Source organism: Parageobacillus thermoglucosidasius (assembly GCF_001295365.1).
GTDB lineage: Bacteria > Bacillota > Bacilli > Bacillales > Anoxybacillaceae > Parageobacillus > Parageobacillus thermoglucosidasius.
In genome coordinates this window covers 2,931,209-2,952,507 of the sequence record NZ_CP012712.1, presented here as the reverse complement: position 1 = coordinate 2,952,507, position 21,299 = coordinate 2,931,209, and the positions used below count along the sequence as shown (strand labels likewise).

General features: G+C 41.7%; 17 protein-coding genes, 1 pseudogene and 1 riboswitch. All 18 genes and pseudogenes read left to right on the top strand.

Features of this window, described 5'->3' with window-relative positions; all coding sequences use genetic code 11:
- The first annotated feature begins 1 nt into the window (after position 1).
- On the top strand, positions 2-1,894 hold the full coding sequence (locus AOT13_RS14440; RefSeq protein ID WP_042383798.1) for a XylR N-terminal domain-containing protein: 1,893 nt from the start codon (positions 2-4) through the stop codon (positions 1,892-1,894).
- A 290-nt stretch (positions 1,895-2,184) separates the two neighbouring features.
- Positions 2,185-3,867: a long-chain fatty acid--CoA ligase gene (locus AOT13_RS14435; RefSeq protein ID WP_042383796.1), complete on the top strand. Its 1,683-nt coding sequence runs from the start codon at positions 2,185-2,187 to the stop codon at positions 3,865-3,867.
- Positions 3,864-4,013: a hypothetical protein gene (locus AOT13_RS20170; protein WP_013876814.1), complete on the top strand. Its 150-nt coding sequence runs from the start codon at positions 3,864-3,866 to the stop codon at positions 4,011-4,013. The genes AOT13_RS14435 and AOT13_RS20170 overlap by 4 nt, the downstream gene beginning before the upstream one ends.
- Before the next feature lie 388 nt (positions 4,014-4,401).
- Positions 4,402-6,069: a DUF6044 family protein gene (locus AOT13_RS14430; RefSeq protein WP_042383847.1), complete on the top strand. Its 1,668-nt coding sequence runs from the start codon at positions 4,402-4,404 to the stop codon at positions 6,067-6,069.
- Between the two features lie 13 nt (positions 6,070-6,082).
- Complete coding sequence (locus AOT13_RS14425; RefSeq protein WP_042383794.1) at positions 6,083-7,111, top strand: glycosyltransferase family 2 protein; 1,029 nt, start codon at positions 6,083-6,085, stop codon at positions 7,109-7,111.
- A 52-nt stretch (positions 7,112-7,163) separates the two neighbouring features.
- Positions 7,164-7,277, top strand: a riboswitch (TPP riboswitch).
- 60 nt (positions 7,278-7,337) lie between these two features.
- Complete coding sequence (gene thiM, locus AOT13_RS14420) at positions 7,338-8,147, top strand: hydroxyethylthiazole kinase (protein WP_042383846.1); 810 nt, start codon at positions 7,338-7,340, stop codon at positions 8,145-8,147.
- Positions 8,148-8,161: 14 nt separating this feature from the next.
- A complete protein-coding gene (thiD, locus tag AOT13_RS14415; RefSeq protein WP_013400643.1) occupies positions 8,162-8,965 on the top strand; it encodes a bifunctional hydroxymethylpyrimidine kinase/phosphomethylpyrimidine kinase in 804 nt (267 codons plus the stop codon).
- 10 nt (positions 8,966-8,975) lie between these two features.
- Positions 8,976-9,635 (top strand): thiamine phosphate synthase, encoded by a 660-nt coding sequence (thiE, locus tag AOT13_RS14410; protein WP_042383792.1) that lies wholly within the window; start codon positions 8,976-8,978, stop codon positions 9,633-9,635.
- A 236-nt stretch (positions 9,636-9,871) separates the two neighbouring features.
- Positions 9,872-10,465, top strand: a pseudogene (locus AOT13_RS21115) (hypothetical protein); the annotation flags it as partial.
- A gap of 267 nt (positions 10,466-10,732) precedes the next feature.
- Positions 10,733-12,385 (top strand): ABC transporter substrate-binding protein, encoded by a 1,653-nt coding sequence (locus AOT13_RS14405; protein WP_052518166.1) that lies wholly within the window; start codon positions 10,733-10,735, stop codon positions 12,383-12,385.
- A 16-nt stretch (positions 12,386-12,401) separates the two neighbouring features.
- Positions 12,402-13,340, top strand: a complete 939-nt coding sequence (locus tag AOT13_RS14400; RefSeq protein WP_042383791.1) for an ABC transporter permease — start codon at positions 12,402-12,404, stop codon at positions 13,338-13,340.
- Positions 13,341-13,574: 234 nt separating this feature from the next.
- Positions 13,575-14,459 carry an ABC transporter permease gene (locus AOT13_RS14395; protein ID WP_052518164.1) on the top strand — a complete coding sequence of 295 codons (885 nt, stop codon included), beginning with the start codon at positions 13,575-13,577 and terminating at the stop codon, positions 14,457-14,459.
- A gap of 23 nt (positions 14,460-14,482) precedes the next feature.
- Positions 14,483-15,469, top strand: a complete 987-nt coding sequence (locus AOT13_RS14390) for an ABC transporter ATP-binding protein (RefSeq protein WP_042383789.1) — start codon at positions 14,483-14,485, stop codon at positions 15,467-15,469.
- 1 nt (position 15,470) lies between these two features.
- Positions 15,471-16,463, top strand: a complete 993-nt coding sequence (locus tag AOT13_RS14385) for an ABC transporter ATP-binding protein (protein WP_042383787.1) — start codon at positions 15,471-15,473, stop codon at positions 16,461-16,463.
- A 54-nt stretch (positions 16,464-16,517) separates the two neighbouring features.
- The gene (locus tag AOT13_RS14380) at positions 16,518-17,717 is read left to right on the top strand and encodes an MFS transporter (protein ID WP_045844662.1); all 1,200 of its coding nucleotides are present in this window, start codon (positions 16,518-16,520) and stop codon (positions 17,715-17,717) included.
- Positions 17,698-18,555: a D-amino-acid transaminase gene (gene dat / locus AOT13_RS14375; RefSeq protein WP_042383786.1), complete on the top strand. Its 858-nt coding sequence runs from the start codon at positions 17,698-17,700 to the stop codon at positions 18,553-18,555. The genes AOT13_RS14380 and dat overlap by 20 nt, the downstream gene beginning before the upstream one ends.
- Before the next feature lie 79 nt (positions 18,556-18,634).
- On the top strand, positions 18,635-19,855 hold the full coding sequence (locus tag AOT13_RS14370) for an aminotransferase-like domain-containing protein (protein WP_042383784.1): 1,221 nt from the start codon (positions 18,635-18,637) through the stop codon (positions 19,853-19,855).
- A gap of 2 nt (positions 19,856-19,857) precedes the next feature.
- Positions 19,858-20,859, top strand: coding sequence for a D-2-hydroxyacid dehydrogenase (locus AOT13_RS14365; RefSeq protein WP_042383782.1), 1,002 nt, complete (start codon positions 19,858-19,860; stop codon positions 20,857-20,859).
- Positions 20,860-21,299: the final 440 nt, after the last annotated feature.

Below are 21,299 nucleotides of genomic sequence, written 5' to 3'. Positions count from 1 at the left end.
TATGAACAAACCAAAATCGGTATTGGACCAATTGGAATTAAAATTTGATAACGGTTACATTTATATGGGGAAGTCCCGCTCGATGATTGTGGCGACAAATGCGCTCGGATTATTGCGCAGAGATTTAATTCGCGACATGGGGTTTGAGCGGATGAAGGGGTTTTTGTTTCGGTATGGATGGAATTTAGGAAGGCAAGACGCGAAAGAGCTGCTGAATCATGCAAACTGCACGGTGGAGGAGTACATTCAGTACGGACCAACATTGCATACGATGAAAGGCCATGTGAAAGCAAGATGTACTCTTTTGGAAATAAAAAAAGAAAATGGAAAATACCAAGTCACCATGGAAGGATATTGGTCCCATTCCTATGAAGCGGAAGAACATGTACGCCATTTTGGAATATCATCCATCCCGGTTTGCTTTACCCTTTCCGGATATGCGAGCGGGTTCGTTTCAGAAATTATCGGAGAAAAAACGATTTTCAAAGAAATGGCCTGTCAAGGAATGGGAAAAGAACAATGCCATTGGATCGGCAAAACGGTGGAGCTATGGGGGAAAGAAGTGGAACAAGAGCTGTGTTATCTCGATGAGTCTCCAATCGTGGAAGAACTAGCGGCAACATACGAAAAACTTTTGGAAGAACGGAATAATTTAAAATTTGTGACGGCTGTTCATAAGAAGCTCACTGAGGAAATCATTAAAGGAAACAATTTAGACTCCGTGGTTCATCAAGTGTTTCAAGCGACGAATATCCCAGTTTTAATTGAGAACCTGCACCTTCATCCGATGGTCTATGCTGGGATCCCTTCCGATGAATTAGAACAATATAAAAACGAACTTGTTGACTACTTAGGAAAAAATCCTTTTTGCCAGCCTCAAGCCATTGTAACATCGACCCATCTTCTTCATTTGCGCCATCATTATCGCCTGATGACACCAATTTTTTTGCAAAATAAAATCGTAGGATATTGTTCGTTTATTTATCACGATTTGGATCAATTCAACGCCTCGATTTCTCCGATGATTTTAGAGCGGTTGGCCTCTGTTAGTTCGGTATGTTTGCTCAATGAAAAAACGAAACTAGAATCGTATGAACGGATGAAAGGGTTTTTTTTGGAGGAAATCATTAATGCGGGACAACAAGGCAATTATCATGACTTAATCATGAAAGCTGGTTTAATAGGAGTGGATTTGTCCAAGCCTTTTTATATTTGTGTGCTGGATTGCCGGTTTCAAGAAGATGACTTATCGAAAGAGCTGGAAATGCAAAAAGAAATTTTAAGTTTTCTTACTGCTTACGGGAATGAGCAAAAGCAAAACATGCTGATTGGCCAGCGCGCCAAACATCTTATTCTGTTAGTTACAGAAGATCAAGTTGAAAAAGCGGGAATACAACCATGGCTGTCCAAAATGGTTGATTTGCTGTCTTCACAATTTTCTTCTGTTAAATTTTACGGAGGAATCAGCTCCAAAGTAAATAATGTATCATATGCCGGAGATGCTTATAAGGAAGCGCTTACATCCGTCAGGGTCGCATCGAAACACCAACAAATCATTTCTTTTGAATCATTAGGAGTCGTTGGCGTGCTGATTAACGAAAAGAATGAACAAGAAGTGAAAAAAATAGCCAAAGCCTGCCTTGGAAATTTAAAGCTGGACGATCCAAAAAACATAGAACTCCTGCGAACATTGTACATTTTTTTAGTCAACGGCGGCAATTTAGAACAGACAGCGGCGGATTTAGCGCTGTCCATCAGCGGATTGCGATACAGAGTGAGCAAAATCGAAAGCATTCTTCAGCAGGAACTTCGAAATCCTATGATCCATCATCAACTTCTTTTATCCATTCAGTCATTAATGATGATTGGAGAAATCGATATCGGCATTAAATAATAAAGGGCTATAGAAGCTGGCAGATTTTCCGGCAATGTTGATGGTAATAACAAAAAATTTTCGGAATTGTCGAAGCTGATTAAGCTTTTGCTTGCTGGCTTCGACATGTGTGCTTTCTTTCATAAAATTTATTGAAACAACGAAAAAGTGCGGTATCGTAAAAGAGTGATTACATGCCAGCCAATCAGAGATGCAAAAGAAAAAGTAATAAGAAGGAAAACAGAGACGTATTTTTTATTAACCCGGTTTGTTACCGTTTTCAAAAACGACGGATGAGGGAGGAAGATGTATTGAACAACCGCCATTTTCCGCATTGGCCGAAACGGTTGAGCAAAACGCTGACAGTGCCGGAAACGACGATGGTCGATCATTTAGCAACAACAGCGAAGCGCTACCCTCAGAAAACCGCTATCCATTACTACGGATCTTCTTATTCATACGAACAGCTATTCGAGCAAGTTAACGCACTTGCTGGCTACCTGCAAAAAAAGCTTTCCGTTCAGCGAGGCGACCGAGTGCTTTTATACATGCAAAATTCCCCGCAATTCGTCATTTCCTATTATGCGATTTTACGCGCCGAAGCGATTGTCGTTCCGATTAATCCGATGAATACAAGTGAAGAGCTTTCGTTCTATATTCAAGACTGTGAGACGAAAGTGGGAATCATTGGCCAGGAACTGTTTGCCAAAGTGGAACCGCTGCTTTTATCCACCGTGTTGGAACGAGTGATTGTCGCCGCTTATTCAGATTATATCAGCGAACTCCATGTTTCTCTGCCTGACGAAGTGGCGCTGCCGCGGCAGACGTATGCGAATGACTGCGTGCATTACTGGAGCAATTGTTTAGAAGCGGATATTCCGGCAAAAGAGTATAACGGTCATGTTGACGATATCGCTGTGCTGCCATATACTTCTGGGACGACGGGAGTGCCCAAAGGCTGTGTTCATACACATCGAACGGTAAATGCCAATATTATCAGCGCCTATCATTGGTCGAACGTGACAAACGCTGCCGTTTGCCTCGTCACATTGCCGCTCTTTCATGTTACGGGAATGGTCCACAGCATGCATGTGCCGATTTTTGCGGGCGCAACGATGGTGGTGCTGACGCGCTGGAATCGCGATGATGCCGCGCGCTTCATGGAAATGTATCGTTGTACGCATTGGGTCAATATTAGCACGATGCTTATTGATTTTTTGGCAAATCCGTCGTTATCTGAATATGATCTTTCTTCTCTTGCCAGCATCTCTGGGGGAGGCGCGCCGCTTCCGGCAGCGGTGGGAGAAAAATTGTTTCAGCTGACAGGTTTGCAATATGTTGAAGGATACGGTCTGTCGGAAACGATTTCGCATACGCATTTTAACCCGCCGGACCGCCCGAAATTGCAATGTTTAGGCATTCCTTCGTTTGATGTCGACGCCCGCATTATTGACCCGGCGACGGGAAAAGAGCTCGGAGCCGGAGAAGCCGGGGAAATCGTCGTGCACGGCCCGCAAGTGTTTAAAGGCTATTATCGGCGCGAAAAAGAAACAGAAGAATCATTTATCGAAATCGATGGGAAACGGTTTTTCCGCACCGGCGACATCGGGCGAATGGATGAAGAAGGATATTTTTTCATTGTCGACCGCGTCAAACGAATGATCAACGCTGCCGGGTATAAAGTATGGCCGACGGAAGTGGAGTCGCTCCTATATAAACATCCCGCTGTCCAGCAAGCGTGCGTTGTCGGCGTTCCCGATCCGCGCCGCGGCGAGACAGTGAAAGCATTTATCGTGCTTCAAGATAATTATGTTGGAAAAGTAACGGAACAAGACATTATAGAGTGGGCCAAAGCGCAAATGGCCGCATATAAATATCCGCGCATCATCGAATTTCGTTCATCGCTGCCGATGACATCGAGCGGAAAATTATTGTGGCGGAAATTGCAAGAAGAAGAGTATCAAAAATTAGAAAGAGGCGGAACGAAAGCGTGAAAGGCACGAAACGTTTGCGGCCGGTGCCGTCCAGTTTGGCAAGGGCGCTATCCATGGGGATTTTGTCTTCCGTCATCCCGGATTTCCGGGAGTTGTTTCGTTTCGCGGAATGTTTAAAGCGGGAATCGCTGTTGCGCGGAAAATGATGGATTTGACGTTATGACCGTTGTTTTGTGACAGGCTTCCATATTACATCCTGCTTTTCGATGATATAGCCAATATTTAGCGTGAATGTCTGTCATAATTGCCTTAACCGCTTGTTTTTACGGATGAGCACTAGCATGCCGGGCATTTATTTAAAACGATCACCCCAACTTAAAAAAGGAAGTGACGGAAGAACAATTAAGCATAAACGTTTAACAAAACAAAAATCCCGCCAATTGTTTACGTAGCCGGCAATACAAGACTGTTGCCGAAAAGCAAAGACAGGCCGCTTCTTGGAGCGGTCTTTTTTTATGGTGGGAACAAATGAATATTTTTCCTTATTTGTTTCAAAATAAAGGAAGGCATTTTAAAAAAAGGGAGGGGACAGAGGTGCCGGTTACAGAAAAGCGACTCCTGTTCTTCTCATTTGTTGCCATCGCTTTATTTGTGTCGCCGTATTTTTTGCTTGGCGAGGATGCGCATATGCGTGTGCATGATAATTTAGATTCCAATATTGCCTGGTATAAAATCGTCACGAGAAGCGGGGAACTGTTTGGCTCTGTTCATGCCGTCATTCCGCAAATTGCGAATGGGCTGCCGCGCAACGCGTTCGGCACCGAATTCAGCGGAATTGTCTGGCTTCACGCGCTATTTCCATCCATTTACGCCTATGGATTAAGCCAGACGATCACTCGCGTGTTTGCGTTTATCGGCATGTACTTGCTGTTAAGGAAATATGTCATTCCTGAGCGAAAATGGATGTGGATCCGCGTTGGCGCGTCCCTTGCTTTTGCCTTGACACCGTTTTGGCCGTCGGGGATGCTAAGCACGCTTGGAATGCCGCTTGCGCTTTGGGCGTTTTTAAATATCCGCGCTGGCGAGCGTTCGTGGGCCAACTACTTTGTGCTAACATTATTGCCGTTTTATTCAAGTTTTGTGCTCGGTTTCTTCTTTTTTTTAAGTGCGATGGGAATATGGTGGCTCGTTGACGTCATCCGCGGGAAAGGGTGGAATTGGCGTTTTTTCTTCGCCATTGTTTACATGATTGTCATTTATTTGGCGGTTGATTACCGCTTGGTCCATTCACTGTTGTTTTCCGATGAACCGACGAGCCGTGATGAATATTTTCACGCCCGTCTGCCCCTGTGGCGCGTCATGCGTTTAATGGTGAAAAACTATGTTCTCGGCCATACGCATGTGATGACGGTGCACGGACTGGTCATTTTGCCAGTGACATTCATCGCGTTGTACATCGTTTGGAAGAAAAAGTTATGGAAGCGGGAAAAACTGTTTATCTTTTTACATGTGTTGAATGTTGCCCTGTCGATGTGGTATGCGTTTTGGTTTTACAAAGAATGGGTTCCGCTAACGGAGCGTTTCGACATTCTTGATAAATTTAATTTTGCCCGCTATCACTTTTTGCGGCCGACGGTCATTTACGTATTGTTTGCCGTTTCACTCAAAGTTTTGTGGCAGCAAGGAACTTTATGGAAACATGCATGTTTTGCGGCGCTTGCCGCTCAGTTTGTCGTTCTTGCCGCATTTAACGAGGAAATTGCGCATCGCAATAAGCCGTCATTTCGCGAGTTTTACGCGGAAAAGCAGTTTCAAGAAATAAAAAAATATATTGGGCGGCCCGTCCATACATACCGTGTCGCCAGTATCGGCATTCATCCGGCAATTGCGCAATATAACGGCTTTTACACATTAGATACGTATAACAATTTTTATCCGCTTTCGTACAAGCATAAGTTTCGCCAAATTATCGCGCCAGAGCTGGCAAAAAACAAAAAGCTGCGCGAATACTTTGATGAATGGGGCGGGCGTTGCTACATTTTTGTCAACGAATTAGGAAAACATTATATGTTTCAAAAACATTCCAAACGGACGATAAAGCATTTGCAGCTTAATACAGATGTCTTTCGTGAAATGGGGGGGCGTTACATTTTTTCGGCACTGCCGATTGAAAACGCAACACAAAATCAGCTGGAGCTTAAGAAAGTGTTTCGTTCCAAACAATCGGCATGGACGATTTATTTGTACAAGGTGATGCCGTAAGGAGGGGATGGCCATGAACGAACCGATGCTTACGATTGTCGTGCCGTGTTACAACGAAGAAGAAGTATTGCCGGAAACGATTGATAAGCTCCGCGGCCTGCGCGAGGAGCTGATTGATGAGCGGCTTATTTCTTCCGAAAGCGCGCTATTGTTTGTCGATGATGGAAGCAATGACGCGACATGGGACATTATTTATAAAGCGAGCTTGCGCTATCCGGAAGTAAAAGGGCTGAAGCTTGCGCGCAACGCCGGGCATCAAAACGCGCTGCTGGCAGGGCTGCTGGCTGCGAAAACGCGTTCTGATTGCATCGTTTCCATCGATGCCGACTTGCAAGATGACATTGCCGTTATTCGCGATTTCGTCAAAAAGTTTCAGGAAGGTTATGAAATCGTTTATGGGGTGCGGAATAAACGCGATGCCGATACGTTTTTTAAACGCCATACCGCCCAATGGTTTTATAAACTGATGAGAGCGATGGGCGTCGATCTTGTTTATAACCATGCCGATTATCGTTTGCTAAGCCGGCGCGCGGTCGAGGAGCTTGAACGGTTTGAAGAAGTGAATTTGTTTTTGCGCGGAATCGTGCCGCTTCTTGGTTTTCGTTCCGCAACCGTCCATTACGACCGGAAAGAGCGGCTGGCCGGAAAAACGAAATACCCGCTGAAAAAAATGATTGCGTTTGCTTTGGATGGCATCACTTCGTTTAGCGTCACGCCGATTCGCATGATTTCTCTCATCGGTCTCGTTTCCTTTTTCATCAGCCTATTGTTCGGGGGATATTTTCTTTTTTTAAAATTAACCGGCCATACGCAGACAGGGTGGACATCGCTCATTATATCCATTTGGTTTCTCGGTGGCTTGCAGCTGATTGCCTTTGGCCTGATCGGGGAATATATCGGAAAAATCTATAAAGAAACAAAACGCCGCCCTCGGTACATTGTCGACCTTGATTTATTTAATTTATGGAAGCCGCAGCAACGCTCTCCTTCGCTAGCGGAAAGATCAGCGATGGCAGATATGAGAAAACCCCGCTCGCCATAATTTTGCTTGCAATATATGAAAAGAAGGAGTAGACTTTTTGGTGAAAAATGATATATGTTATTGCGGGAGCTTGCGGAAGCAGGCTGAGAGTACGGCTATATTCCGCCGTTGACCGTTCGAACCTGTTTGGGTAATGCCAGCGCAGGGAAAGTGACGTGGGATGCGTAAACACTTTGCTTGCGCGCAAAGTGTTTTTTTTATTTTGCAAAAAGGGAGAGGATGGGACATGAATAACAAGGAAGCGGCAAATGTGTTGCAAATGGTGAGAAAAGCCAGTCCGCTCGTACATAATATTACGAACGTTGTCGTAACGAATTTTACGGCGAACGGGTTGCTTGCGTTAGGCGCTTCGCCGGTGATGGCGTATGCGCAAGAGGAAGTCGCCGATATGGCCAAAATCGCTGGAGCGCTCGTTTTAAATATCGGAACATTAAATCAAACCGAAGTGGAAGCAATGGTCATTGCCGGAAAAGCGGCAAATGAAGCAGGCGTTCCGGTTATTTTCGATCCTGTCGGCGCCGGGGCGACGCTGTACCGCACGGAGACGGCGCGAAATATCGTCCGTGATGTAGCTGTATCGGCCGTTCGCGGCAATGCGGCGGAAATTGCCAATGTGATTGGAGAAACGTGGGAGATTAAAGGAGTTGACGCTGGAGAAGGAAGCGGCGATGTCGTTGCTTTGGCGAAAAAAGCGGCGAAGCAGCTGAAAACGGTCGTCGTCATTACCGGAAAAGACGATGTTGCGACAGATGGAGAGACGACGTATATCATTCACAACGGCCATCCATTGTTAACGAAAGTAACCGGGACCGGCTGCTTGCTGACATCGGTGATCGGCGCTTTTGCCGCGGTGGAGCGGGATGTGCTAAAAGCGGCAGCGGCGGCGCTCGTCAGTTACGGGGTTGCTGCGGAAATCGCGGCGGAAATTGCAGGAGAACAAGGGCCAGGCAGCTTCCAAATCGCCTTTTTGGACGCGCTTTCCCGCGTAGGAGCAGAGGAAATCAGCCAATATGGGCGCATTGAACAAGGAGAATGAAGGGAGAGAAAATCATGGTATATAAAGCGTTAACGGTTGCCGGTTCGGACAGCGGCGGCGGCGCCGGGATTCAAGCGGATTTAAAGACGTTTCAAGAATTGCGGGTATTTGGGATGTCTGCATTAACAGCGGTGACGGCGCAAAATACACTCGGCGTGCAAGGTGTGTACCCATTGCCGCCGGATGCGGTCGCGCAACAAATGGAATCCGTGGGAACCGATTTAGGAGCGGATGCGGTAAAAACGGGGATGCTGTTTAGTGCAGAAATTATTGAAGCAGTGGCAGCGAAAGTGAGACAATTCGGATGGGACCGTCTCGTCGTCGACCCGGTCATGATTGCTAAAGGCGGTGCCCCGCTGTTGCAAGAAGAGGCGGTAAGCGCATTGAAAACATATTTGCTTCCGCTCGCGATGGTGGCGACCCCGAATATCCCAGAGGCGGAAGCGTTAACCGGCCTGAAGATTCAATCGATCGAGGACCGCAAAGAAGCGGCGAAACGCCTGCATGAACTGGGAGTTAAGCATGTCGTGATCAAAGGCGGTCACGACGATGACGGGGAAGAAACGGTTGATATATTATATGATGGCAGCGAATTTTTCTATTTCACAAGCAAGCGCATAAAAACGAAGCATACGCATGGAACGGGCTGCACGTTTTCTGCGGCGATTGCGGCGGAGCTCGCCAAAGGAAAAACGGTTCAAGAAGCGGTGCAGACGGCGAAATCATTTATTCAAGCCGCCATTGAGCATGAATTAGGCATCGGCCATGGCCACGGCCCGACAAACCATTGGGCGTACCGGGACAAGCAAACGCGGTAGGTGAGGAAAATTGGCGCGGATCGCAAGGGAAGAGATGAAACAACGATTGAAAGTGTATTTTATTATGGGAAGTGTTAACTGTAAAAAATCGCCATTCGAAGTATTAACAGAAGCGATCGATGGCGGAATCACGCTGTTCCAATTTCGCGAAAAAGGAAGCGGCGCGCTTGTCGGCGAACAAAAATACGAGTTTGCCAAACAGCTGCAGGCTATTTGCCAAAAACGCGGCATCCCGTTTATCGTCAATGACGATGTCGAACTAGCGCTTGCGATTGATGCCGATGGGGTGCACATCGGGCAGGATGATGAAGATGCGCGTGTTGTCCGTGAAAAAATCGGCGACAAAATTCTCGGAGTGTCGGCGCATAATTTGGCAGAAGCGCAAGCGGCGGCCGCTGCTGGCGCTGATTATATCGGGGTCGGGCCGATTTATCCGACGAAATCGAAAGCAGATGCGAAACAAGCGCAAGGTCCTGGAATGATTCGCCTTCTCCGCGACAACGGAATCGATATTCCGATAGTGGGCATTGGCGGCATTACCGCGGAAAATGCCAGCGAAGTAATGAACGCAGGAGCGGACGGCGTTTCCGTCATCAGCGCGATTGCTTCTGCCCCTTCGCCGCTTCTAGCAACAAAACAGCTTGTGCAAACGGTGTTGAATAATGAATAAAAGGTGCCGCAAATGTGATAGGGTCCCCTTATAGTAGACAGAAAAAAGAAAGCCAATTGATCTGTCTGATATTATCCCTCTTGCGTTGACAGTGTGAAAAAAGGACACACTGTTATACAGGAGGGATTTTTTTTGGAAAAAAAGGACAAACTGTTCACATCTATTCCGAAGAGATGAAACAGGAAGCCGAGCAATGTCCAGATGGCCCAATGGATCAAGAAAGTGCAACGTAGCCAAAGATTCATCTGTATTTCGGATATAAACGTATGAATGACAAGGAAAAGAATCATGGTCAATCGCTCAATCGTCAATGTGTATGTACGTCGCTTCATAAGGGAATGGGGAATTCCATCGGTGATTCGTAAAAAAACGTCCTTTCTACGGACGAAGAGGATCCGTATTTCCGAATGCCCTTAAACGGAGAATTTGGCATCGACCATCCGCTTCATTCAAAAATTTGCAACAGATACTACATATGTGTGTGCAGAAGATACTTTTGCTTACTTGTCTGCGGTTTTAGATTGATATAACAATTGTTTGCATAGGAATTATTAGGAAGAAACGATCTTGAATAATATTGAATACGCTTAAAACAACTAGAGGGGAAGCCATTTGGAGAAAATGTTCCTCTGCATTCGGATCGAGGATTCCAATACGGAATCGTACAAAAATCAGCTCTAAGAACTCCAGATTTAAGGAAGCCATTCCCGAAGAGGAAATTGCGACGATCGATCATGCGTGTATCGAATGTTTTTTCTCTCATTATAAAGAAAGAAAAGCTGTATATAGTTCATCCGCTCCAAAACTCACAACCTCAAAATATCCTTCAAGTGCTTAAGATTGTCTTCTTTTATCCATATTATTCCTGTGAAAGGTTAATGTTCTCTCTAAAGAATTATGTTATATTATATAACATTAATTAAATAATTATGTCATATTTTATTACATAAATAGTGATTTTTTATTAAATTTTTATATTATAAAAAATAACAGAAATAATTTTTGGCCAATACATAATTTTCTGATATTTTATGTAGCGGTTAAAAATTAACTACTATTCATTCAATTTAATTTTTAAAAGTGATGGAGGGACGATGATGAAAGGAAAAATCTATCGAATCTTCTTAGTGGTTATGACAATTATGATGATTTTAAGTGCATGTAGCAACAGCAGCTCTGGCAATTCGACATCAGGTGGTTCGGATTCCTCTGAAAGTAATACTGAGCCAACATATGGAGGAAAGTTAGTTAGAGCAGCTATTTATGGTGACCCGCAGAACTTGGATCCTGCGATACGTGCACATGGAACCCCTACTTCTATGATTACATGGAATATTTTTGAACCTCTTATTCGCTTTGATGCAGTAAAAGGAGTGTTTAATCCTGCAAATGCTGAGAGTTGGAAAATCAGCGATGATGGATTGGTTTATACATTTAAGCTAAGAAAAGGTGTGTTATTCCATAACGGACGGGAAGTGACTGCGGAAGATTTTAAATATTCTTTAGAAAGAGTTTTGAATCCGAAAACTGCTTCTCCAAATGCTGGAAGTTTAACAATTATTAAAGGAGCCCAAGAGTTTATTGATGGGAAAAGCAAAGAAGTTAGTGGCATCAAAGTAATTGATCCATACAATCTAGAAATTACTCTTACTAAACCAGATAATACATTTTTAACCATTATGTCTCTTCCTTATGCAGCTGCTGTTCCAAAAGAGGTAGTGGAGGAAAAGGGAGAAAAGTTTGGACAAGAGCCGGTTGGAGCAGGTCCATTTAAATTTAAGAGCTGGATAAGGGATAGTGAAATCGTTCTTGAAGGAAATAAAGAGTATTATGGGGGAAGACCTTATTTGGATGAAGTAGTTTATAAGATTATGACGGATCAATCCACTCGTGACAATGCATTTGCTTCCAAACAGTTAGATATGATGGTGTTAGGTGATGCTCAATACCCTAAATATAAAAATGATCCTACTTTTAAAAATCAAATAATTGAAGTGCCTGAATTATTTACAAGAAACCTGAAGTTTAATTTGAAGAAAAAAGGCCCTTGGCAAGATGTTCGTGTACGACAAGCTATCAACTATGCTATTGACAGAGATTCTATTATTAAAACGGTTCTTCAAGGAAAAGCTTATCCTGCGGTAGGAATCTTACCGCCTACGATTAAGGGATACAACAAGAATGTTACTACGTACAAATACAACCCAAAAAAAGCAAAAGAATTACTGAAGGAAGCTGGGTATGAGGATGGTTTTACCTTAAAAATCTTAACGACTGATCATCCTGCCTTTGGTTTACCAGCAGTTGAAGCATTAAGTGGATACTTGGAGAAAGTTGGAATTAAAGTGAAAATAGAACAAGTTGATTTTGCATCACTCTTGGATCGCGTTAACGCTGGAGATTTTGATGCGGCTATGTATTCAAACGGCGGGCAAACCCATCCTGTTGAATATCTCACACGTTATTTTCATAGTAAATACTTTGGAGCTTCGGGGAACACTGGATATTACAAAAATGAAAAAGTAGATGCCTTGCTTGACGAGGCGGCGCAAACGACAGATGAAGACAAAATGATTAGCTTGGTGCAGCAAGCGGAGGATTTAATTATGAAGGATGCACCTTGGTGGTTCTTTAACTACAATAAAGCAGTTATTGTACATCAACCGTGGGTTAAGGGTTTACAGCCAGTGCCAACTGACATTGATTACCAAGATTTGACAAAAGTGTGGATTGACGAAAAAATGAAATAACCAAGGAGGGAGCTAGATGGTTGGCTACGCTGTCCAACGTTTGCTCGGTGCAATTCCGATATGGATTGCCATAACTTTGATTACGTTTATTTTGATGAACGTTATCCCTGGGGATCCGGTAACGCAATTAATGGATGCCCGCGGCGGTTCGATGGATAAAAAAGTAATCGAACAGATTCGTGAGGAATGGGGTCTTAATGATCCTCTTCCTTTACAATATTTACATTTTATTCAAGGGTTTGTACAAGGTGATTTAGGTACGTCTTATCAAACAAGAAGTCCTGTTACAGATCTTTTATTAGAAAGAATTCCTGTAACGGCACAAATTACATTCCTTGGATTAATTGTGGCCATCGTTTTTGGGATAACGATAGGTATCATTGGTGCTTTAAAACGAGGATCTTGGCTTGACTCTTTAGTAAGCTCATTTTCCATTGCTGGTGTATCCTTACCTTCTTTCCTTATTGGTTTGATTTTGATGTATATATTTGCTGTGAAGTTTCAACTATTACCTGCTTCTGGCTATGCTTCAGGAGAATTGAAATTTTTAATCTTGCCTTCGATAACTCTTGGATTGGGCGTATGCGGAGTAATTGCTAGAATTACACGGTCTTCCATGATTGATATCTTGAAAATGGATTTTATGACAACAGCATATGCAAAAGGGATCTCTTCTTGGCGTGTTGTTTTGCTACATGCTTTAAAAAATGCACTTCCTCCAATTATGACGATTATTGGTGTTCAGATGGGCTTTCTGCTTTCCGGAGCTGTTATAACGGAAACAATTTTTGCTCTTCCAGGAATCGGGCGGTTACTTGTTGACGGTATTTTACAAAGAGATCTTCCTACAGTACAGGGATGTGTTGTTTTTATTACAAGCGTGTTTTTAATCATTAACTTAATTACTGATATTTTTTGCCGATGGATTGATCCGAGAATACGGCTGGATGTTTAACAAGAGAAAGGAAATGTCATGAAAAATTCTATGAAAAACTCCTGTGGGAGCAGTTGTAGGAAATACAACTTTTTGGGGTGCTATGTCTGTAAATTAGGTTAATGCAACAAACTTGCTACTTCCTTTCCTTAGGTATTTGGTGTGCGTAGTAATCTCGCTATTAACTTAAAACAACAGGGATACAAGTTTTTTATAAAGTACCGTGATTTCGACGAATAAAAAGGGGATGATCGTATGAATTCGGTAAATTCACCCGTATTGAAGCGGGAAGTTGTACAGCCGAAAAAAAACGAAAAGAAAAGGAAAGTGCGTTTTTCCCTTTCCATGATTGGAATTGGAGCTATGGGAACAGTGGTGTTAGGGACAATCGCTGTTCCACTCTTTGCTCCATATAATCCAAATGTCAATGATTTGACTCAAGTATTACAGCCACCTTCTGCAGCCCATTGGTTTGGAACGGATCATCTAGGCAGGGATATTTTTACTCGCGTTTTATATGGGGGACAGAAGTCTTTGATTATTGCAATTGTCGTTCAATTAATTGCGGTGGTTCTAGGAAGTCTTTTAGGACTTTTAGCAGGCTACTTTAGTGGAGTTGTTGATAAGATTATTATGGCTATTACCAATATTATGTTCAGTTTTCCGGGACTTTTATTTGCAATTGCAATCATGGCAGCATTAGGTCCTGGAATTGCCAATCTAATTTTGGCTTTAGCACTCGTTAGCTGGCCGGAAATCTGCAGGCTAGTTCGCGCTCAAACCCTATCACTAAAAGAAAGGGAGTTTGTTGAAGGGGGGTATGCACTAGGAGCAAGCACATTCCGCATTTTGTTTCGCTATATTCTGCCTAACTGTTATGGGAATATCACTGTAATCGCTACATTAGGGATGGCCTCGACAATTTTAGCTGAATCAAGCTTAAGCTTTCTAGGACTTGGAGTTCAACCACCCGATCCTAGTTGGGGTTCAATGATAGATCAAGGGAAAGATTACATGTTTAATGCACCATGGTTTCTTTTTATTCCTGGAGCAGTAATGTTCATCACAATACTGGGCATCAATTTGTTAGGAGATGCTCTTCGTGATTATTTTGATCCAAAAATGAAATCGAATAAATAATGTTGGAAAGGAGGAAGGAATTAATGTCCGCTTTACTTGATGTGAGGGATTTACGTGTAGGTTATTACAATAATGAAGGAATTACAGAGGTATTAAGAGGCGTTAACTTTTCCGTAAGAAAGGGAGAAAGCCTCGGGATTGTAGGGGAATCTGGATGCGGAAAGAGCATGACTTCCATGGCCATTATGGGGCTTTTGAAAAACAAGGGATTAGTTGCTTTTGGGGGCGAGATTTTATGGGAAGGCAAGAATTTGTTACAACTAAAGAAAAAGGATTGGAGACAACTGAGAGGAAACAAAATTTCGATGATTTTTCAAGAACCAATGACCGCATTAAATCCTTTGTTAACGATTGGTCGTCAAATAACAGAACAAATTCGCGCTCACCAATCAGTCCGTAAGAAAGAAGCGGAAAAACTAGCTGTTGAACTATTGCAGATGGTTGGAATTCCTTCTCCTGAGCAAAGGATGAGAAACTATCCGCATGAAATGTCTGGAGGGATGAGACAAAGAGTAATGATTGCAATGGCAATAAGTTGTCAACCTCAATTATTAATCGCTGATGAACCTACGACGGCATTGGATGTGACGATTCAAGCCCAGATTCTTGAGCTTCTTTCAAGTTTAAGAGAGAAACTAAATATGTCTCTTATCCTTATAACTCATGATTTAGGAGTGGTAGCAAACCATTGCCAAAGGGTGATTGTTATGTATGCAGGAAAGGTGGTGGAAGAGGCAAGCAAAGATGAGTTATTTAATAATCCAATTCATCCGTATACAAAGGGATTGCTGAAATCTGTTACTTCTTTGGAAAAAAAAGTGGATCGAATTTATTCCATTCCCGGTCGTGTTCCTTTACCAGGGGATATTAAGGAAGGTTGTGTTTTTCAAGATCGTTGTCCCCTTGCGGAAGGTCGTTGCTATACCCAAGAACCACCATTTGTACATGTAGAAGGTGCCAGGAAGGTGAGTTGCTGGAAATATAAAGAAAGCTCAGAGGAGGTCTTGTAAAATGCAAAGCCTACAAAAAAAAGAATCATTAATGGAAATTAAAAGATTAAGGAAATATTACCCTATTAAGAAAAACTTTTTTCAAAAATTAAAAGGAGAAAAAAATGGAATTATCAAAGCAGTTGATGATGTGAATTTCACTATTTATCGAGGAGAAACATTAGCGCTTGTAGGAGAATCAGGATGTGGAAAAAGCACAACCGGTCGTTCGATATTAAGACTCATTGAGCCGACAAATGGAGAAGTATATTTTGAAGGAAAGAATATCCTAAAGTATTCAGAAGAAGAATTAAAAATGGCTCGGCGTGAGATGCAAATTGTGTTTCAAGACCCATATGCATCATTGCATCCGCGAATGACAGTCGAAGAAATTATTATGGAACCATTGACGATTCATCGTATAGGCAAATTGTCAGAACGAAAGAAAAAAGTAGAAGAATTAATGGAAACAGTAGGCCTTTCTCCAAAAATGAAAGATCGATATCCACATGAATTTTCAGGTGGGCAGCGACAGCGCATTGGTATTGCAAAAGCATTAGCCTTAAATCCAAAACTAGTAATTTGTGACGAACCAGTTTCTGCACTGGATGTCTCTGTTCAAGCACAGGTAATTAATTTGCTGAAAGATCTACAGCAAAAATATTCCTTAACCTATTTGTTTATTTCACATGATTTAAGTGTGGTTAAACATATTTCAGATCGGGTCGGTGTGATGTATTTAGGGAAATTAGTAGAAATTGCCCACACTTCGGAGCTGTTTGAGCGGCCTTCCCATCCTTACACTCAAGCCCTTCTTTCTGCTAGACCGGTTATTAATAAGGAAGAACGTCGAGAACGTATTGTTTTGGAAGGGGAGTTGCCAAGTCCGCTTAATCCACCAAGAGGATGTCGCTTCCATACCCGATGTCCGTTTAAAATAGCTAAATGTGAAGAAGAAGAACCGGTAATGAAAGATATAGGGGGGGGTCACTATTTAGCTTGTCACTTGAATTAAGACGAGCTATTTATTGGTTATTATATCACCTTTATTTTGGAAGGAATAAATGCAATGACAAAAAAATCCTTTTATTTATTAGCTTTTATTGTATTTTTATCGATGACAGGATATGGAATCGTATTACCAGCCCTTCCCTATTTAGCAGAAGACATAGGGCTTAGCTCTTTCCAAATGGGTAGTCTTATTACTGGATGGGCTTTTGCACAATTTATCGTCGTTCCTTTTTGGGGAAGGATCATTGACCTAATAGGTAGAAAGCCCATTTTAATTTTTGGGTTATTTGGGTTTGGCATAGCTTTTTCCTTGTTGCTTTTTGCACACACATATAGTCAATTGCTCTTGATTCGAATTATTGGCGCTATTCTTTCAACAGGGATGTTACCTGCTTCCTATGCGATGGTAATTGATTATTGTGGGAAGGAGAAGCGGGGACCTGCACTTGCAAAGTTAGCTGCCGCAAACGCTCTTGGATTCCTGTGTGGTCCAGTAGTTGGAGGGATTTTTTCTCCAATAGGGGTTTCGGTACCATTTATGATTGCCGGCTTATTAAGCTTTGCATCAATTCCACTAGCTTGGATTTTTCTTAAAGAACCAATAGAAAAACATTCTGAGAAAAATGTTTTGTCCTTTAAAAGCTCTCTAAGAATCATGTTCCACCGAGGTTATCGGGAGCTATTTATAATTACCTTCGGTTTAGCTGTGGCTGCTTCAAGCGTATTTTCGATGCTAGGTTATTTTATGATTGATCGATTTAATTCCACTGCAAGTGAAACAGGTATTGCTTTTAGTACTCAATCTATGGCAGCTGTTGTTATTCAGATGTTTATAATGGGGTTTATTTACAGGAAATTTAAGGAAGAAGGAATTGCGAAAATAGGGTTAATACTAGAAACATTTGGGTATTCGTTTATTGCTTTTTCGTTTCAACTTTGGATGATCTTTATTGGCTGCGCTTTTATTGGAGCGGGTCAGGCATTAGCGCGGCCTACTCTGTTAGCTATTTTATCAAGACAAGAAAAGATGGGGAAAGGAATGGTGATGGGGCTGCAACAATCCATGGATAGCTTCGGCCGTAGTGTTGGACCATTGTTGGCTGGCTGGCTTTTTACATTTGGTTCATCAGCACCGTTTATCAGTTCGTTAAGCATCTGTTTTACGCTTTTTCTTTTTTTCTTCTACCTCGGTGCACGTCAGCAAAATAATATTGAGTATCAAAATTCAGGAGGGAAAGATGGATATTTTGTTAAATGATTCCATTATTTCACGAGAAGATCTTACTATTGATCTAGAAGATCGAGGCTATCAATTTGGGGATGGCATATATGAAGTGGTGCGCATTTACGAGCGTCAGCTATTTGAATGGGAGGCACATGCCAAGAGGCTGGAATATAGTGCAAAAGAGCTCATGATTAGCTTGCCGGTAAGAATCGAGGAGTTATACCAAAACCTTTTAAAGCTCATCAAAAAAAGTAGTGTTTCAGTAGGCTATGTATATATACAGGTAACTCGCGGAACAGCTCCAAGAGCGCACGGATTCCCGGAAAATTGTAAGCCGAATTTAATCGCATATGCACGCGAAATGGCACGCCCGCTTATGAAAATGAAGAATGGAGTTCGGGCTGTTACGGCAGATGACATTCGATGGTTAAGAGTGGATATTAAAAGTTTAAATCTTTTAGGAAATGTATTGGCTAAGCAAAAAGCGATTGAGGCGAAGGCAGAGGAAGCAATTCTTATCCGTAATGGCATTGTAACGGAAGGGAGCAGTTCGAATGTATTTGCGATCCGCGAGGGGAAATGTTTTACACACCCAGCGAACCATTACATTCTAAATGGCATTACTCGACAGTTAGTTCTTCGATTATTGAATGAAATAGGTGTAGCAGTCGAAGAAATTCCTATTACCAAAGAAGAATTATTCGAAATGGATGAGATATTTATTACAAGTACTATACATGAGATTTGTCCAGTTATAGAGATTGATGGAGTGAAAATAGGGAATGGAGCCCCGGGAGTACTAACGGGGAAACTTCAATCGTTATTTGATAAACTTATTTTCCCTGCCTCTTCCATTCATTATTCATCATGACTAAAAAATCTAGCAAACCTGTTCAAAAGCATGTAAGTTAACTTACTTTATCAAACTTTCATTTAGGGAGTGTGGCCATATGCAAATAGCTCAAGAGTTTACATTTTCTAAACGTTTTCCTCATTTGCCTTTAGTCGGGGCAGCTTTTTCGGGCAAACAATCAAATGTAATCCCACTTTCATTCGGATTTCCTGCTCCGGAGCTGTTTCCTGTTGAACAATTGTCCAGCGCTTCAGTGACTGCACTACAAACACAAGGAAAGGAAGCTTTACAATACACGGGAGGAATTGGTCAGCAAAAGGTGATTCAATGGATTAAACAACGCGCTTTATTACGTTCCATTGAAGTAGAAGATAGCAATATTATGATTACTACAGGATCAATGCAGGGAATTGACTTAGTCACTAGGACGCTGACAGATCCAGGAGATCACGTTTGGATAGAATCACCTTCTTTTTTCGGGGCAATACGTTTATTCCTTTTAGCAGAAGTGCAATTAACCTCTTTTCCGATTGATGAATATGGATTAAGGGTTGATTTAGTCGAGCAAGCGCTTATTGATGCTAGAAAGAATAATAAACCCATACCGAAATTTTTATATGTTATGCCGAATTATCATAATCCTAGTGGAGTTAGTCTTTCGGTGGAAAGAAGAAAAAAACTTGCTGAACTTGCCTATGAATATAACTTTTTCGTGGTGGAAGATGATGCTTATGTCGAATTAAGCTTTTCAGGGAAACATCTCCCAGCCATTTATTCCTTTGGCCCGGAACGAGTTATCTATCTAAGTACATTTTCTAAAATTGTTGCACCTGGAATACGAATGGGATGGACAATTACTGATAAGCGAATACTAGAAAAAATGAAAATGTTAAAATCTGATGGTGCCACAAGTGTATTTGTACAGGAAATTACTTCTCAATTTTTAAGTAATATTGATTTTGATAGACATCTTAACCAATTAATCCATTGCTATCGTTGTAGGAGAGATGCAATGATCCAATCTATCAATGATTATTTTGGTGATAATGTTTCTTTTATCATCCCAGATGGAGGATTTTTCATTTGGTTAACATTTCCTAACGATGTAGATACGACCGGTTTTTTACAACAATCGATTGACAGAGGTGTCAGTTATATTGATGGAAGACATTTCTATTTTGGAAATGTAGAGACAAACCATCTCCGCCTTTGCTTTACATATTGTAATGAGGAGCAGATTCGGAAAGGAATTAGTTGGATAGCAGATTCCTACTTTGAGTACAAAAAGAAATTCGATGTATTAGGAGGAGGAGTGTAAAAATGTCTAATTTATCTGTCAAAACTAAGAAAATATCGCCAAATGTTTATATCAGGATTGACATTCCTCAAGAATATATCGATAAATTGAAAGAGATTTGTTCAATGGTAATTGTTGAACCATGGAAATACGGTCAACCAGAACCTGTTCCAAGTTCTGATTTATCTGAATGCAATGTAATTCTTACTTTAGGATTACATGATCCTCTTCATATTTTAAAAAATGCTCCAAATGTGCAATGGGTTCAGTCTATAAGCGTAGGGACGGATGCAATGATAAATGATGATGTTATTAACAGTGATGTGATTATTACGAATACTAAAGGTTGCACTTCTGTACCAATTGCCGAGCATACTATTGCTATGATCACCTCTTTCGCACGAGGAGTTCCTACAATGATTCGGAATCAAAAAGAACGAAAATGGGAAAGAATTCCTGTAATGGATTTGGAAAATGCTACTGTTGGGATTATTGGTTATGGAGAAATTGGTTTTGAAATTGCAAAAAGATGTCGATCACTAGGGATGCAAGTAATTGGTTGCCGGCGTAACCTAGGAAAAAAGAATCGCGAGTTTGAGCCAGCGAACATAGTAGTTGGGATGGACCAAGTTGACGACGTGATTTCCCATTCAGATTTTTTGGTGTTGGCTCTTCCTTCAACAAGGGAAACTGTTCATTTCTTCAATAGGGAACGATTAAGAAAAATGAAACAAGGAAGCTATTTGATTAATGTTGGGCGCGGAAATACGGTGGTGGAAGAAGATTTAATAGAATGCTTGATTAATAATAGGATTGCTGGAGCAGCTTTAGATGTTTTTGAGGTAGAACCGCTTCCGAAAGAACATCCTTTTTGGCAATTGGAAAATGTGATTGTTTCGCCTCATAATGCATACTATTCGCCGAAAACAATGGATCGATATATGGACTTGTTTATGCGGAACCTTAAGCTTTTTTCAGAAGGTAAGCCATTGATCAATATCGTAGATAAACAGTTGGGGTATTAAATAACTCAATTTTCACACAGTAAAAATTAATATCAATTCTTGATGTATATATAAGATTCATTATTGTTGATTATATTATTTGATAAATTTGTATAAAATGGAAAAACACTCTTCATTTTGTATAGCGAAATTGTGACCTAACACTACCAATAGAAGAAGCGCTCCCACATTAGCCCCCTAATGAATTTGGGCATTCGATAAGGCGATTTTTTATAATCGAAGTGACCAATAAAGGGGGCTTTTTTGATATATACATGAATCAAGAAAAACATTTCAAGAAGATTAAGATACAAATAGCAAAAGAAGCACTAGAAGTTGGGAATAAAGCGGCGGTGGCTAGACGATATAACATTAGTTGAAGCGGTGAATAAAAGGGTATCAAGAAGGATAGTTAGGAGAGACAACTATGATCCATTCAAAAAAGTTGGAGGAGGAGAGCA